11 protein-coding genes and 1 tRNA gene are annotated in these 15,366 nt (G+C 60.7%); 4 read left to right on the top strand and 8 right to left on the bottom strand.

Annotation, left to right across the window (positions count from 1 at the left end; genetic code table 11):
- Positions 1-30 precede the first annotated feature (30 nt).
- Positions 31-1,245, bottom strand: coding sequence for an MDR family MFS transporter (locus BLIJ_RS12810; protein ID WP_012578684.1), 1,215 nt, complete (start codon positions 1,243-1,245; stop codon positions 31-33).
- Between the two features lie 87 nt (positions 1,246-1,332).
- Between BLIJ_RS12810 and rlmB the strand changes: the two genes are divergently transcribed.
- Complete coding sequence (gene rlmB / locus BLIJ_RS12815; protein ID WP_014485217.1) at positions 1,333-2,325, top strand: 23S rRNA (guanosine(2251)-2'-O)-methyltransferase RlmB; 993 nt, start codon at positions 1,333-1,335, stop codon at positions 2,323-2,325.
- 106 nt (positions 2,326-2,431) lie between these two features.
- Here rlmB and BLIJ_RS12820 read toward each other — a convergent pair whose 3' ends face one another.
- The 7 genes from BLIJ_RS12820 to BLIJ_RS12850 all read right to left on the bottom strand — a co-directional run bounded on the left by BLIJ_RS12820 (position 2,432) and on the right by BLIJ_RS12850 (position 11,037).
- Positions 2,432-3,844 carry a DUF4032 domain-containing protein gene (locus BLIJ_RS12820; RefSeq protein ID WP_012578686.1) on the bottom strand — a complete coding sequence of 471 codons (1,413 nt, stop codon included), beginning with the start codon at positions 3,842-3,844 and terminating at the stop codon, positions 2,432-2,434.
- Between the two features lie 220 nt (positions 3,845-4,064).
- Positions 4,065-5,192 (bottom strand): ABC transporter ATP-binding protein, encoded by a 1,128-nt coding sequence (locus tag BLIJ_RS12825; RefSeq protein WP_012578687.1) that lies wholly within the window; start codon positions 5,190-5,192, stop codon positions 4,065-4,067.
- 358 nt (positions 5,193-5,550) lie between these two features.
- Positions 5,551-6,726, bottom strand: coding sequence for a glycosyltransferase family 2 protein (locus tag BLIJ_RS12830; protein ID WP_012578688.1), 1,176 nt, complete (start codon positions 6,724-6,726; stop codon positions 5,551-5,553).
- 63 nt (positions 6,727-6,789) lie between these two features.
- Positions 6,790-7,782 (bottom strand): class 1b ribonucleoside-diphosphate reductase subunit beta, encoded by a 993-nt coding sequence (gene nrdF, locus BLIJ_RS12835; protein ID WP_012578689.1) that lies wholly within the window; start codon positions 7,780-7,782, stop codon positions 6,790-6,792.
- Between the two features lie 228 nt (positions 7,783-8,010).
- The gene (gene nrdE, locus BLIJ_RS12840) at positions 8,011-10,206 is read right to left on the bottom strand and encodes a class 1b ribonucleoside-diphosphate reductase subunit alpha (protein ID WP_012578690.1); all 2,196 of its coding nucleotides are present in this window, start codon (positions 10,204-10,206) and stop codon (positions 8,011-8,013) included.
- Between the two features lie 115 nt (positions 10,207-10,321).
- Entirely contained in the window at positions 10,322-10,774 is a 453-nt protein-coding gene (gene nrdI / locus BLIJ_RS12845; RefSeq protein ID WP_012578691.1) for a class Ib ribonucleoside-diphosphate reductase assembly flavoprotein NrdI, read from the bottom strand.
- The gene (locus BLIJ_RS12850; RefSeq protein WP_007051803.1) at positions 10,771-11,037 is read right to left on the bottom strand and encodes a glutaredoxin family protein; all 267 of its coding nucleotides are present in this window, start codon (positions 11,035-11,037) and stop codon (positions 10,771-10,773) included. The genes nrdI and BLIJ_RS12850 overlap by 4 nt, the downstream gene beginning before the upstream one ends.
- Before the next feature lie 584 nt (positions 11,038-11,621).
- Between BLIJ_RS12850 and BLIJ_RS12860 the strand changes: the two genes are divergently transcribed.
- The 3 genes from BLIJ_RS12860 (at position 11,622) to BLIJ_RS12870 (ending at position 15,174) form a co-directional block, all read left to right on the top strand.
- The gene (locus BLIJ_RS12860) at positions 11,622-13,841 is read left to right on the top strand and encodes a serine/threonine-protein kinase (protein WP_014485219.1); all 2,220 of its coding nucleotides are present in this window, start codon (positions 11,622-11,624) and stop codon (positions 13,839-13,841) included.
- A 200-nt stretch (positions 13,842-14,041) separates the two neighbouring features.
- Positions 14,042-15,010, top strand: a complete 969-nt coding sequence (locus BLIJ_RS12865) for a DsbA family protein (protein WP_012578693.1) — start codon at positions 14,042-14,044, stop codon at positions 15,008-15,010.
- A 90-nt stretch (positions 15,011-15,100) separates the two neighbouring features.
- Positions 15,101-15,174 (top strand) — tRNA-Thr (locus BLIJ_RS12870).
- Positions 15,175-15,366 lie beyond the last annotated feature (192 nt).

The raw sequence follows: 15,366 nt of genomic DNA on the forward strand, positions 1-15,366 counted from the left end.
GCGGAAACAGTTCGGATGGGTGCACGGTTCTTACTGAGAATCGTCCTCTGCACCCATCGCGGCGGCCATGGCGGCGTCTCGGGAACCCTTGGTGACCCGCAGGCCCACGGTGACGCCGACCAACACCACCGTGCAGGCGATCCACAGCATCCGCCCGCCGAAGCCGCCGATCACCCAGCCGCCGATCAGCGGCGCCAATGCGATCGACACCGACCACACCACGTTATAGACGCCCTGGTACGTGCCGCGGGCGGTGGCGGGCGCCATGGCGGCGACCGTGGTGGTGGCGATGGGGAACGTGCCCAGCTCGCCCAGCGTCCACAACACCACGGCGATGGCGAACCCGCCCCATGAATGGGCCACGGCCTGAACCGCGTAGCCGATAGCGGTCACCGCAAGGCCCATCACGAGCACACGCGAATTGCCCATGCGCGCGAACAGTTTCATGGCGGGAATCTGCAGCAGACACAGCATGCCGCCGTTGATGGTCAGCAGCACCGAATACTCGCCCAGCCCCAGACCAAGGTCCGTCATGGCAATGGGCAGGCCGGAGGTGCTTTGGAAGTACACAAGGAAGTAGCCGAACATCAGCAGGGAGAAGCCGAGGAATGGAGTATCGGTGAGCACGCGCCGCCAATTGCGAGACATGGCGCCCTCGGGGCGGGCCGCCGGCGCCGAAGTCGTCAGATGCCTCACTTCGCGGAAGAACACGATCAGCAATATCGTGACGGCGATCATCACCGCCGCCTCGACGTAGAACATCAGCGAATAGGAGATCTTGATCAGCTGATTGGCCACGATCGGGCCGATCGCATACCCGAAATTGATGGCCCATGATTGCAGCACATAGGCGCGCTGTTGACGCTTGGGAGGCACCACGTCGGCGATGTATGCGGCGATGGCCGGACTGGGCAGCGAGGCGAACGCGCCGTATACGAACAGGGCCGCGCCCAACGCCACGGGATCGGCGAGGACGGAGACGACCAGAAGGGCGGCGGCCGCGCCGATTTCGCCGATGATGATCATCGACTGGCGGCCGAACCGGTCGGACAGCGCGCCACCGAAAAGACAGCCGATGATGGCGCCGAAACCGTACATGGCCACGACCGCGCCCACAACGCCTTCGTCGAGGTGCAGCGCGGAGACCAGGTAGATCGACAGGAACGACGTCACGAAGCGGCCCATCCACAGGATCAGAATCGCCAGCCACAATCCCCAGTACAGCGGGGATAGTCCGAATATCATGCGTTGCTTCTTCACTCCCAATACCTTACCGGCTTCCGATGGCGGAATGGCCGTGTCTTGGCGCGGGGTGCTGGGACAATGGCATCTATGGCTAACAAAAAAGGACCGACCAAGGGGTCGGGTGGCAAGCATCGCAACAAACTGAAGGGTTACGGCCCCACTCCCAAGGCCGAGGACCGCGTCTATCACAAGGCGTACAAGGCCAAGAAAGTGGCCGAACGTCGGCAGATGGCCGACCCGCGTCTGGCAGCCCGCCGTCGAGTGGACAAGTTCGCTTCGGCGGACACCTCGGATCTGGTGTACGGCCGTAATTCCGTGCTGGAAGCACTGCGCGTAGGCGTACCTTCTTCTACGCTGTACATCATGTCGCGCATCGAGCATGACGATCGTACTCGCGAAATCGTGAAGATCGCCGGTATGAACGGCCTGCACATGCTGGAGGCCGATCGTCTGGAGATGGATCGTATCGCCCGCTCCGGCAACCATCAGGGCGTGATTCTGAAGGTCGATCCGTTCCAGTACTCCTCGCTGAACGAGCTGGCCGATCGTGCCGAGAAGAAGGCCAAGGCAATGGAGGCCGCGAATTCGGCGGCCGCCCGCATCGCCGCCCGCCCGCTGTTCATTGCATTGGACGGCGTGACCGATCCGCAGAACCTGGGTGCCGTGATTCGTTCGGCGGCCGCATTCGGTGCCAATGGTGTGATTCTGCCGGAACGCCGTTCCGCTTCAGTGAACGCCGCCGCCTGGAAGGTGTCTGCCGGTGCGGCCGCGCATATGCCGGTGGCGCGCGTGGTGAACCTGACTAAGGCACTTGAGGGCTTGAAGGAGCGTGGATACTACGTTGTCGGCCTTGACGGTGGCGGCGATAAGCTCGTCGGTGAGACCGGCTTTGAATCCGATCCGCTCGTTGTAGTGCTCGGTTCGGAAGGCAGCGGTTTGGGCCGACTGGTGCGCGAAACCTGCGACGCGATTGCCGGCATCCCGATCAGCTCGTCTGTTGAGTCGCTGAACGCTTCAGTAGCGGCGGGTATCAGCCTGTACGCGGTGTCCAACGCACGACGCAAGGCTGCGGCGGAGTGATTGTCGCTTGAGACCGTAATAGGTTGTACATACACGGAAGCCCCTCTATTTGAGGGGCTTCTTTGTGTGATGGGCTCACCTACAGACAGTCCATTGGATTGTCCGCTTAATGACTCCACACTGCCGCATCCGGATCGTCATCGGGGTTGTAGCCGTCATCGTCCGGGTCGCTGTAGGTGGATTCGTCGTCAATGACGCCGGAATCGGCCTCTTCGTTAAGTTCGGCGAGTGCCTTGGAATCAAGGTTGTAGCTCGGCAGAACGTTGTCGATGTAGCTGGTCACGGCCTCGCCCATCGGCACGTCGTGGCCGGCCTCCTCCGCCAGGAACCAGCGATGGTCAAGCACCTCATGGAAGAACTGAGCAGGCTCGATCTGGGAGCGATATTCACGCGGAATCATACGCACGGTCGGCTCGAACACCTCACGCATCCAGTCGGTGGCCACGATTTCCAGCTCCTCGCCCTCACGCCACGTGGAGGCACGGTAGGCGTCAAGATCGTTGAGCAGACGCCGGGCCTGGTTCTCCTGCACGTCAAGGCCGGTGAGACGCAGCAGCTTGCGGTTGGCGTATCCGGCGTCCACCACGCGCGGGCGGACCAGCACACGCTTGCCGTCCTCGGCGGTCTTCATTTCCAGCTCGTCCACGTCGAAGCCCAGCTCGTTGAGCTTGTTGACGCGCTGCTCGATCTTCCACATTTCGTCCGGGTTGAACTTGTCGGTGTCGGTCAGGGCGCTCCACAGCGAGTGGTAGCGTTCGACCAGCCGGTTGCCCACCTCGATCTCATCCACGTCGCCGGGCAGCAGCTTGCCGGACGCCAAATCCATAAGTTCGCCGATGATGTTGGTGCGGGCCAAGTCGATATCGTATTCGCGCTGGCCATCGGTGAGCTGGACTTGCAGGTCACCGGTCTCGGCGTCCACCAGGAAGGCGGAGAAAGCGTCGGCGTCGCGCAGGAACAGGACGTTCGACAGCGACACATCGCCCCAGTAGAAGCCGGCCAGGTGCAGGCGCACCAGCAGCACGGCGAGGGCGTCAATCAGTCGTTCGGCGGTGTCCGGGCGCAGGTTGCGGGCGAACAACGCACGGTACGGCAGCGAGAACTTCAAGTGCCGGGTGACCAGAATCGCCTCCAGCGGCTCCCCTTCACGGGTGTGACGGCCGGTGACCACGGCGATCGGGGTCACAGTTGGCAGTTCGAGCTTCTGCAGTCGACGCAGGATCTCGTACTCTCGCTCGGCCACCTGGCGCGTGATCTCCTTCATGGCGTACACCTCGTCGCCCACGTGCACGAATCGCACGACGTGGCGGGAGATGCCTCGCGGCAGGTTGGCCAGCAGGTCCTCGGGCCAGGTGGCCAAGGGCTTGTGCCAGGGCAGCGTGAACATCTTCGGGTTCGAGCTGGCGGCGGTGATCTTCAATGCTTGTGGCTCAGCTGAACTGGCGTGTTCGTCTTCGGCTTTGACAGACGTGGCCTTCAGCGCACGCGGATCCATCTGGGGCAAATCGTTCAACTCCATGTGTTCGATTTTACGTGTCGTTCGCGATGTGTGCTCCTTGGCCACGACTTCGGCGCGTTATGTTTACGGGAAAACACCGTTTGGTCTCTCCCTCAGACCGTCTAGAAGGCAAAAGAAAAGCCCCGCAGCTATGCAGGGCTTTTCCAACGAGGCCATAAGAGAGGAAGAGAATAACCTCGTTTAATGGTTGACGAAGCGATTAGACCTCGCCAAGTATCCACTAGTTCAGACGCAGCTCAGTCGACGGAGCGAACAGGTGCATCTTGGCCGGGTCGATCTTGATCTTGACGGTCGCGCCAACCTTCGGCAGCGCACGCGGATTCACACGAATCGTGGTGAGCTTGTTCTGGTCGGACATGACCTGGGAGGCCTCGGCGGCGGATCCATCGGTGACGATGGTACCGTAGATGTAGCCATCGGAGCCCAGATCCTCGACGTTCACAACCTTCAGGGAGAAGGCGTTCGGGTCATCGACCGGCGCCAGGCCCGCGTCCTCGGGACGGAAGCCGACCACGATCTGGCCGTTGTCTTCGGCGGTGAGCTTGTTGACGGCCTCGGCCGGCAGATCCACGGTGTCCTCACCGATCTTCGCCTTGCCGTTGACCACCGGGTGGGTGTTCAGGTTCATCGACGGGGAGCCGATGAAGCCGGCGACGAACACGTTGGCCGGACGATCATACAGTTCGGTCGGGGCGCCGACCTGCTGCAGGATGCCGAGCTTGATGACGGCGATGCGATCGCCCATCGTCAGGGCCTCGGTCTGATCGTGGGTCACGTACAGGGTGGTGACGCCCAGCTGACGCTGCAGTGCGGCGATCTGGGTACGGGTCTGGACACGGAGCTTGGCGTCGAGGTTGGACAGCGGCTCATCCATGAGGAAGACCTTCGGCTCACGGACGATTGCACGACCCATGGCCACACGCTGACGCTGTCCACCGGACAGAGCCTTCGGCTTGCGGTCGAGGTACTCGGTCAGGTCGAGGATCTCAGCGGCCTTCTCGACGCGCTTGCGGATCTCGTCCTTCGGAGTGCCGGCGATCTTCAGGGCGAAGCCCATGTTGTCGGCAACGGTCATGTGCGGGTACAGAGCGTAGTTCTGGAACACCATTGCGATGTCGCGGTCCTTCGGCTGCATCGTGGTGACATCCTTGCCACCGATGAGGATGCGGCCCTTGTTGACCTCTTCCAGGCCGGCGAGCATACGAAGGGTCGTAGACTTACCACAGCCGGAAGGGCCGACGAGGACGAGGAACTCGCCATCCTTGATATCAAGATTCAGATCATCCACGGAGGGCTTATCGTTGCCCGGGTAGATACGAGTGACGTGGTCGAAAACGACTTCTGCCATAGTTACTAATCCTTTCAGAGGCAGGTACGTGCCTCACGATCCGTTGTAAAGGGATTCGTTCTTTACTGTGCTTCCGCCCTCGCCACCGACGTACAACTTTGCTTTCGGAAACTGCAAGCTTCAGCGTTTACTTTTTTCCGGTTCAGTGAAGGTTCTCTTCGTTGAGCCGAGAACTACTATACACGGGCCGTGGGCCAAGGCAAGTGGCGTGTCTGAAATGTAGTTAACTTTATGGGCGTTTCTGGGGGTGTTGTGTGGTTCGGCCCATGACACGCCTGTTTCTCGAACGTGCGAACCGGTACGCCCGGCGTAGAGCAGGCCTGCTCTTCCCGGACTGATGGATTCCATCAGTCGCCTACTAATGCGACACAGACTCGAAGGTGACGCCGTTGCGGGCGGCTTTGCGCTCGGCCTTGCGCTCCTCGGCGTTTTCGATGCGCTGGATGCGCAGCTGGCGCCAGTCCTCGCGCATGTCGCGGAAACGGTCGGCCAGCGTTACGTCATCGTTCTCGGCATCATCATCAGTACTGCTGCCATCGGCCTTACCGAACGTGCCATCGGCCACCTTGGTGATGCCCAGCTTGAGCAGTCCGAGCAACTCACGCAACGTTTCCGGTACTGGCTCATCGCCCTCATCGGCGGACTTGGTCAGGCCCTCGATGCGGCGACGAAGCGCATCGGCGTCCTCGGGATCGATCTTGAGCCCGGCGATCAGCGACTGGCGCATGGTCTCGTAATCGAGGTTGGCAAAGAAATTCAGCTGTTGCAGCGTCATGAAGCCCTTGAGCTCGGGGAATCGGTGGACGATGTATTCCTCGCGGTCGTCGGCGGCGCGGGTCCAGTCGCGGGTGAGCTGCGGATCCCAGCTGGCGGTAATCGACCCCTCGCGCATGCGGTAGTGGTACAGCGCCTTGGGCAGACGGACCACGCGCGTGGCCTCGCCGATCACGTTGCAGATACGGGAGAGATCCTCGATTTTGCGACCCACCGGGAAGGAGAATCCGGTGCCCTGATAGGTGGAGGCGGGTGCCAGGAAGGCCCAGAAATAGCCGTCAATCTCAGCCTTGACTTGCTTTTTGATGGCCTCGACCGGGGTCAGGACCTGCACCTCGGTGAAGTCGTTGTGGCGATAGTTGGACAGCAGCGGCTTGTTGTTCTCGGAGATGGTGTCGAACTGGAACATCACCAGATCGGCATCGTATTCACGCATGGCATTCAGGCAGTCTTCCACCAGCGTGGGCGCCACAGTGTCATCCGAATCCGCAAAGTAGATGTATGAGCCGGTCGCCTGGGCGATGCCGGCATTGCGTGCGTCGGACAGTCCGCCGTTGGGCTTGTGGATCACCCGCACGCGCGGGTCGCGGGTGGCCCAAGCGTCGCACATGGCCGGGCAGTCGTCAGGCGAGCCATCATCCACCAGCAGAATCTCGAGGTTGCGATAGGTCTGCGCAACCACAGACTTCACGCATTCATCAAGGAATTTCTCGACCTTGTACACCGGGATGATGATGCTGACCAACGGCTCCTGTTCCATGCCTCCAGCGTAGCGCCGTCGCGCGAACGCGGCGGCGCCACGGGTTCGCGGACCGCGAAACCCTTAGAAGTCCCAGTCGTCGTCATCGGTTTCTTCGGCTTTGCCCATCACGTAGGATGAGCCGGAACCGGAGAAGAAGTCATGGTTCTCGTCGGCATTCGGGCTCAGGGAGGCCAGGATCGCGGGGTTCACGTCGCAGATCTCAGCCGGGAACAAAGCCGGGTAGCCGAGGTTCATCAGCGCCTTGTTACCGTTGTACCGCAGGAACTTCTCGACGTCATCGGTCAGGCCCACGCGGTCGTACAGCGACTGGGTGTACTCCACTTCGTTGTCGTACAGCTCGTTGAGCAGGTCGTACGTGTAGTCCTGCAGATCCAGACGCTCGGCATCGCCCAGCTGGGCGATGCCCTTCTGGTACTTGTAGCCGATGTAGTAGCCGTGGACGGCCTCATCGCGGATGATCAGGCGGATCACGTCGGCGGTGTTCGTCAGCTTGGCGTGCGCGGAGAAGTACATCGGCAGATAGAAGCCGGAGTAGAAGAGGAAGGACTCGAGCAGGGTGGAGGCCACCTTGCGCTTGTACGGGTTGTCGCCCTCGTAATAGTCGAGCACGATCTCCGCCTTCTTCTGCAGGAACTCATTGTTCTCGCTCCAGTCGAATGCGGCATCGATCTGCTCGGTGGAGCACAGGGTGGAGAAGATGGACGAGTAGCTTTTGGCGTGCACGGATTCCATGAAGGCGATGTTGGTGTACACGGCTTCCTCGTGCGGGGTGAGCGCGTCCGGAATCAGGGAGACGGCGCCGACCGTGCCCTGGATGGTGTCAAGCAGGGTCAGGCCGGTGAAGACGCGCATGGTGAGCGTGTGCTCGTCCTCGGTCATCTTCTGCCAGCTAGGGATGTCGTTAGAGACGGGAACTTTTTCGGGCAGCCAGAAGTTGCCGGTCAAGCGGTCCCAGACCTCAAGGTCTTTCTCATCTTCGAGGCGGTTCCAGTTGATTGCGGAGACGCGGTCGATGAGTTTCAGCGGTTTGCGCGGAATGGAAATCGGTGCCATGAGTGTTCCTTACTACTCGTTGTCATTGTCGTTATCGTCGTTGGACTTGTTTTCGAACTCCTCCGGCGCGGTCAGCCGGAGCAGTGCTCTATAGATGGTTCGTGACATTGTGGGTTCCTTAGAGTGGCCTCTGGTTGTTCGATGTGTGCGGAGACCGCCGTCTGAGGCCGAAGGCGTACGAAGGTACGTCGAGTGCCGAAGAAAGGCGGTATACGCTCCATCGAACGATCAGAGCATGCAGCTGACGCAGCCTTGGACTTCAGTGCCTTCCAGGGCTTGCTGGCGGATGCGGATGTAGTAGAGGGTCTTGATGCCCTTGCGCCAGGCGTAGATCTGAGCCTTGTTGAGGTCGCGGGTGGTGGCGGTGTCCGGGAAGAACAGCGTGAGCGACAATCCCTGATCAACATGCTGCGTGGCCTCGGCGTACGTGTCGACGATGGCCTTCCAGCCAATCTCGTAGGCGTCCTTGTAGTACTCGAGGTTGTCGTTGGTCATGTAGGCGGCCGGGTAGTACACGCGCCCGATCTTGCCTTCCTTGCGAATCTCGATCTTGGAGGCAATCGGGTGAATCGAGCTCGTGGAATGGTTGATGTATGAGATCGAGCCGGTGGGCGGCACGGCCTGCAGGTTCTGGTTGTAGATGCCATCCTTCAGAATCGCGTCGCGCAGGGCCTCCCAATTGGCCGCAGTCGGAATCGCGATGCCGTACTTGGCGAACAGTTCGCGGATCTTGGCGGTGCGCGGTTCCAGCGAACGGCGGCCATCGGTGTACTTGTCGAAGTAGTTGCCCTGACCGGCCGGCTTGGCGTAATCGGATGTGGCGAAGCTCTTGAAGGCCTGCCCATGTTCCACGGCGAGCGCGTGCGAGGCACGGTAGGCGTGGTAGGCCACGGTCATGAAGTACATGTCGGTGAAGTCGAGGCCCTCTTCAGAACCGTAGTGGATGCCTTCGCGGGCCAGGAAGCCATGCAGGTTCATCTGGCCGAGGCCGATGGCGTGGCCCTCCTCATTAGCGCGGCGAATCGAAGGCACCGCGTTGATGCTGGTGTGCTCGGCCACCGAGGTGAGTGCGCGGATCGCGGTCTCCACCGTGTGGGCCAAGCCACCATCCATCGCCTTGGCGATGTTGAGCGAACCCAGATTGCAGGAGATGTCGCGGCCGACATGCGCATACGTGAGGTCCTCGTTGTATGCGCTCGGCTCCTGAACCTGCAGGATTTCCGAGCACAGGTTGGACATGGTCACGCGGCCCTCAATCGGATTCGCGCGGTTGACCGTGTCCTCGAACACGATGTACGGGTAGCCGGATTCGAACTGCAGCTCTGCGATGGTGGTGAAGAACTTGCGGGCATCGATGTAGGTCTTCTTGATGCGATCGTCGGCCACCATCTCGTCGTAATGCTCGCTGACGGAAATGTCGGCGAACGACTTGCCGTATACGCGCTCCACGTCGTACGGGCTGAACAGCGCCATCTGGGCCTTCTGCTTGGCCAGTTCGAACGTGATGTCCGGAATCACCACGCCGAGTGCCAGCGACTTGATGCGGATTTTTTCGTCCGCGTTCTCTCGCTTGGTGTCCAGGAAGCGCAGGATATCAGGGTGGTGGGCGTTGAGGTACACCGCGCCTGCGCCCTGACGTGCGCCGAGCTGGTTGGCGTAGGAGAAGGAGTCCTCCAGCATCTTCATGACCGGAATCACGCCGCTGGACTGGTTCTCGATGTGCTTGATCGGGGCGCCGAGCTCACGCAGGTTGCTCAGCAGCAGGGCCACGCCGCCGCCGCGCTTGGAGAGCTGGAGGGCCGCGTTGATGCCGCGCGAAATCGACTCCATGTTGTCTTCGATGCGCACCAAGAAGCAGCTGACCGGTTCGCCACGCTGGGCCTTGCCGAGGTTCAGGAAGGTCGGGGTGGCGGGCTGGAATCGGCCGGCGAGCATTTCGTCGGCGTATTCGGTGGCCTGCGCTTCGTTGCCGGCGGCGAGTTCCAAGGCCACTGCCGCGCAACGCTGCGGGAAGTCTTCAAGGTAGAGACGGCCGTCGAATGTTTTGAGGGCGTAGGACGTGTAGAACTTGAAAGCGCCGAGGAAGGTGCCGAATTCAAAACCGGCGGACTCGACGTGCTCGTAGAAGCGGTCGAGGAATTCAGCGGAGTACTGGGCGAAGACGTCGGGGTTGTAGTACTGGTTGCTGATGAGGTAGTCGAGGCGTTCGGCGGTGGAGGCGAACTGCTTGCTGTTGGCGGCCACGTGCCCAGTCACGTATTCGCGTTCGGCGGCCTTGTCTTTGTCGAACTGGATCTTGCCGTCGGCGTCATAGAGGTTGAGCATCGCGTTGAGCGCGTGGTAATCGTGCGCCGGGTCGTACTGTTCCGCTGCGGTATCGGCAGTGTTGTCGAGCGACAGGACGGTGGCGGTGAGGTCAGTCATTGGAAATCCTTGGAATATGGCAGAAGTGTGTTTACTTAGACAGTTGCTCCCCCCAGTCAACTTCGTTGACAGCTCCCCTCGGAGAGGGGAGCCAATGCCTCGAGGGGGTCAAGATTTACTGTTCGGTGAAGAAGCGGACGAGGCCGTTTCGCACGGCGGCGGTGTCTTCTGGGGTGCCCATGAGTTCATAGCGGTAAAGGTATGGAACGTGGCATTTGGCCGAGATGATATCTCCGGCGGCGCAGTACGCCTCGCCGAAATTGGTGTTGCCTGAGGCGATGACGCCGCGAATCCACTCGCGGTTGGCTGGATCGTTGAGGAAACGTTTGACCTGAATCGGCACTGCTTTCTTGACCACGCCGCCGCCATAGGTGGGCACCATGATGACGTACGGTTCGCGGACGTTCAGCGCCGGGTCGGCGGCCCGCAGCGGGATGCGGTAGACATTGATGCCTTCGTCCTGCAAACGGCATCCGGACACGAACCGTGCGGTGTTTTCGGAGGCCGACGAGAAGTAGACCAATGCGCCGATCGTCTTGCCTTCGGCCGCGAACTCGGCCTGGCTCACGCGGACACCGTGGCGGCGGCGCGGTTGTCGGCGGCCACCTGCTGGGCGACTTCGCGAATCAGGTCGGGGCGGTAGCCGGTCCAGGAGTTGTCCGGCGTGATGACCACCGGAGCCTGCTGGAAACCAGCGGCCTGCAGCTGCTCAAGGGTGGAGGGGTTCTGCGTCAGGTCCACGGTTTCAAACGGCACACCCAGCTTGGTGAGCTGGCGCTTGGTGGCATCGCACTGCGGGCAATGCGGCTTGGTGAACACGGTGACGGTCATGGCGACTCCCCTTGATGTGGTTCTGATGGACAGTGAAGCGAAGGCCATATTACAGCGATGTGATTTGAAATCAAGGCACTATATGTAGTGGCGTGTACCATACAACAAACCTAGATATAGTGATTTCGTTGATATTCCGCCATTCCTAAGCAGCCACGAAAATCGGCGTGCAGCGACCCGCCCAATCACATGTGGCATTGTTCACATTTGCGCTTCAACCGCCATACTCGCGTTTCGGGGGCTGATTTGGCCTTTTCCGGAGATCTATCTCCGTTTCGAGGGGCTGGTACTCAAGTAAGCGCATCCCCAAAATGGCGGAATGACGGTGGGGCGAAGCCGTTTATACCCGTGTTCTAGCGGGCCACCAGCCCCTCGAAACGGGAGTAAACCTCTACGGAAGGCCAAATCAGCCCCTCGAAGCGGAGAACGGATACCTCGGCACCCCGTGTGGAGCCAGAAGGCCCGGCCGGATGTCCAAACGAGCATCCGGCCAGGCCTTAAAAGTAGTTGTTCAGTTTTGATAATTTTTATCACGCTCGGCCTCCCAGGAGAGAGCCAGAATAATGCACCAGCAAGGCATTAGGATGGAGGGCATGAGCGATTTGAACGCGTTGAATCTTGAGCCCGGCGAAGTGGTTGGTGGGTACACGCTGATCTCCCGGCTCGGCTCAGGAGCTATGGGGTCGGTGTGGCGTGTCCGCGACGACGGCGGCACCACCTATGCGATGAAGATTCTGCGCGATTCGCTGGCCGACGAGTCGGTGGCAGGCTCCGGCTCTGCGTCCGCGGCCCTGCACGACCCCGACCTCAAGCCCGATGTCACGCCGCGCGAACGTCTGCGGCGCGAGGCCATGGCCTTGAAGAAGGTCAATCATCCAGGCGTATGCGGCATTGTGGATATGGAACTCGACGATACGTTGGCGTTCATCGTCACTGAACTCATCGAGGGCAAGAATCTTAAGGATGATGTGGCCGCCAATGGCCGGTATGTGGGCGACGATCTGGAACGCTTGGCCCGCAAGCTCATCGATGCCACCAAAGCCGTACATGCGGCCGGCATCGTCCATCGCGACATCAAACCCACCAATGTGATGGTCTCAGCAGCCGGCCCGGTGCTGGTCGACTTCGGTATCGCGATGGGCGAAGGAGAAAGCCATGTGACCCGTACCGGCCTAGTGATGGGCACTCCGGGATTCATAGCCCCCGAAATCATCGACGGCGCCGAGTCCGATGAGGCGACCGATTGGTGGTCAGTGGCTTCCGTACTTGCCTTCGCCGCAACCGGCGCACCGGTATTCGGCACCAAGCCGATGATGGCGGTACTTGAGCGCGAGGCCTCGGGCAACGCGAATCTTTCCGGATTGCCGGCCGGCACATTGGCTGCCTTCCGTTCTGCACTGGACCCGGATCGCACGAAGCGATGCACACCTGACCAACTGCTCAACGCCATCGCCTTGGATGCGTTGAATCCCGCCGTCTGGCAAGGTGCACAGGCCGGACCGTTCGCCGCCGGCGCCATTGCCGGAGGGGCCAATACCATCGCGCCAGCGGCCGGCACAGCCGGCGAAACCGAGGCGGTGCCCCCTTTTGGCGCGGCCGGTCACGTTGACCGCAATAATCCCCGCACTATTTGGCGAGCAACCGATGAGGCCGCACAGGCACTGACCGACGAGGCCACCACGACATTGCCGGATAGCGCCGCTCCCGCAATTTCCGATGAAGCTACGGTCCAGTTGGCGGGGGCGACGGTTCCCTTGACTGAGGCAACTACACCACTGACCAGCGAAGCCACTACTCCACTCACGCCCGTTACGGGGGAGCCTCTGCTGGCCCCGACCACGCCGCTTGCCGAGCGCACCGCCGTGTTGCCCTCGCCACAGCCGACGGCATTCCCTCCGACCCCGCCAGTTCAGCTGGTTGGAGGCATGGCCCAAAATGGCTGGAATCCAGCTGCCGCCGACGTCCAAGCCACGGTCGTGGACCCCAATATCCGCCCGGCATTGCAACGAGTCATTGATCAGACCGCTCAATTTGCCCCGACAGAGGCATTGGTGCAGCAACCGCTCGCCCCCAATCCAGCGGACGTCAAACGCGGCGAATATCTACAACGCGGTGTCTTTCCACTGTTGTTGCTGGCGCTACCACTGGCCGTACTGGCTGCCAGCATGCCTCTTATCGCTCTGCTGGCAGCAGCGGCGATGCTGTGGCTGTTGCTCACATTGGCCTACAACACCGAGCCCCAACTCGAGCGCGAGGGCAGGCGCGGTGGTGAACGCAAAAGCTCCGATACGTGGATTCGCGCCGCCACCCTGCCTTGGCATATCGTCAAAGCCCTGCTGCTGTCGTTGCCGCGTATGGTGCTGCTCATCGTTATCGCCATAGCCGGAACGGCGGCGGCCACGATGGCGCTTGCCTTACCGACGCAAACCGTGTACTGGTACTTCACGCCGGAACGAGGCGTGCCGATTCCACTGCTCAATGACGTACCGCTGTCGGCATCGGGATTGGCGCTCGGCGGCTTCATGGCCATCGGATGGCTGGTCACGGTATTCGGCCCGCAAGCAATGATGGCTCGACTGGGGGCAGGCGTGCTGCGGGGATTGAACCCCCGGCAGGCACAGTCTCCAATGCCGCTGGCCTACGATGGCTCGCCCGCAGTGCCGTCACCCGCGGCAATGGCACCGGCATCGGCCACGCGCGGCAAGCGCAGCACCATGCTATTCACTATCTGGATCATCGTCACCTTAGCATTGTGCACACTGCCGCTCACTGGCATGGCGATTGACTGGACGCCGCTGGTCTGACCACTCCCCTGCGGCCAAGCTCATCAGACCGCACCACGACCTCTGACGCGCCGCCTTTGACGCACATACCGAACGCTGTGTGACCAGAGTCACGTCCACCTTCACACGGATTTCACGCTATATGAGCTGTGAGCACAGTCTTCCTCAGGGCCGGCCATTATGATGGGGCGCAGCCGTAAGTATTTCAAGGGGATAAGACTATGCCAGATTCAAAGCGTCAGGCCAAACGTGCCACTCGCGCCGAACGCCGTGCAGCCGAAGAAACGGCTTTGCAGGTCCAAGCCGCGCAGGCCGCCAAAGAGCGTAAGCAGCAGACTCTTATTGGTTGCATCGTTGTGGCCATCATCGTGGTGCTGGTGGCCATCGCTGGATTCGCCGTATACAAGGCTATGAACCCGGCAAACTCTGGCGAACAGGCCAGCATGACTGTGGACGAGGCGTACAGCAAAATCGACAAAGTCAAGACCAAGCCCGCCAAAGCCAGCGACAAGGCCGGCTTCCTTATCTCCAGCAAGGGCTACTCGCAGAAAATCGATGACGCTCCGACCGTCTCCATCTATATGGAGCCGTTGTGCCCCGGCTGCGCGGCAGTGAACCGCCAGCTTGACCCGACGCTCGTCAAGCTGATGAACGCCGGCCAGCTCAACATCGATTTGCACTTCCTCAATTTCCAGGACAACAAGAGCTCCGACAACTACTCCAACCGCGCGTTCAACGGTGCCATCTATATCGCCGAGCATGACGACGATCCCGATCACCTGATGCAGTACCTCTCCAACATCTACGCTGAGGATTTCCAGCCCGGTGAGCTGTCCAACTATGTGTCGGTCAGCGACAACAAGCTGAAGAAGCAGGCCATCAATGCCGGCGTAAGTGAGGACGTGGCCGCCGCCGCCTTCAGTGGTGACAACGAATATGTCGACTGGCTGACCGCCTCCAACAACTACACCATCCTTCGCCCTGAACTGTTCTCCAGCTCCGGCTCCTTCTCCTCCCCCACGCTCACCATCAATGGCGAATACTGGGATCTGCACCAGCTATCGCTGGCGAAAACGTCTATGGTGGACGGCTTCCTCAAGGCCATCGGCTTGGACTCCGATCAAGTGGGCGTGAAAGGCCAGATGCCACCGATCGGCGCCAACAAGAAGCCGATTTCGCTGACCGATTAATTACCGGCGCGGCTTGGCCCGAATTGACCACTCGGGAACTACCGGTATACTAGAGATTTGTTCAAAACGATTTACGCGTTAAGAACAATCGCCTCTTTAGCTCAGATGGCCAGAGCGGCCGCCTTGTAAGCGGCAGGTCGTCGGTTCGATCCCGACAAGAGGCTCGTCGCGCAGAAAAAATGGCGTATTATGTGATACGTAGGCTTTTCTACGCATATAATTCTTACCTTGGGTAAGTACTCCAGGAGCCTTCCCCCAATTATGGGCTTCCTGGAATGAGGGCGGAGCGTCCCCCAACCAGCTCCGCACCTTCAAGGGGGCGGGAACATCCCCTTCTCTCCCGCCCCCTTTTTCTT

Origin of the sequence: Bifidobacterium longum subsp. infantis ATCC 15697 = JCM 1222 = DSM 20088 (assembly GCF_000269965.1) — a bacterium.
Lineage (GTDB): Bacteria > Actinomycetota > Actinomycetes > Actinomycetales > Bifidobacteriaceae > Bifidobacterium > Bifidobacterium infantis.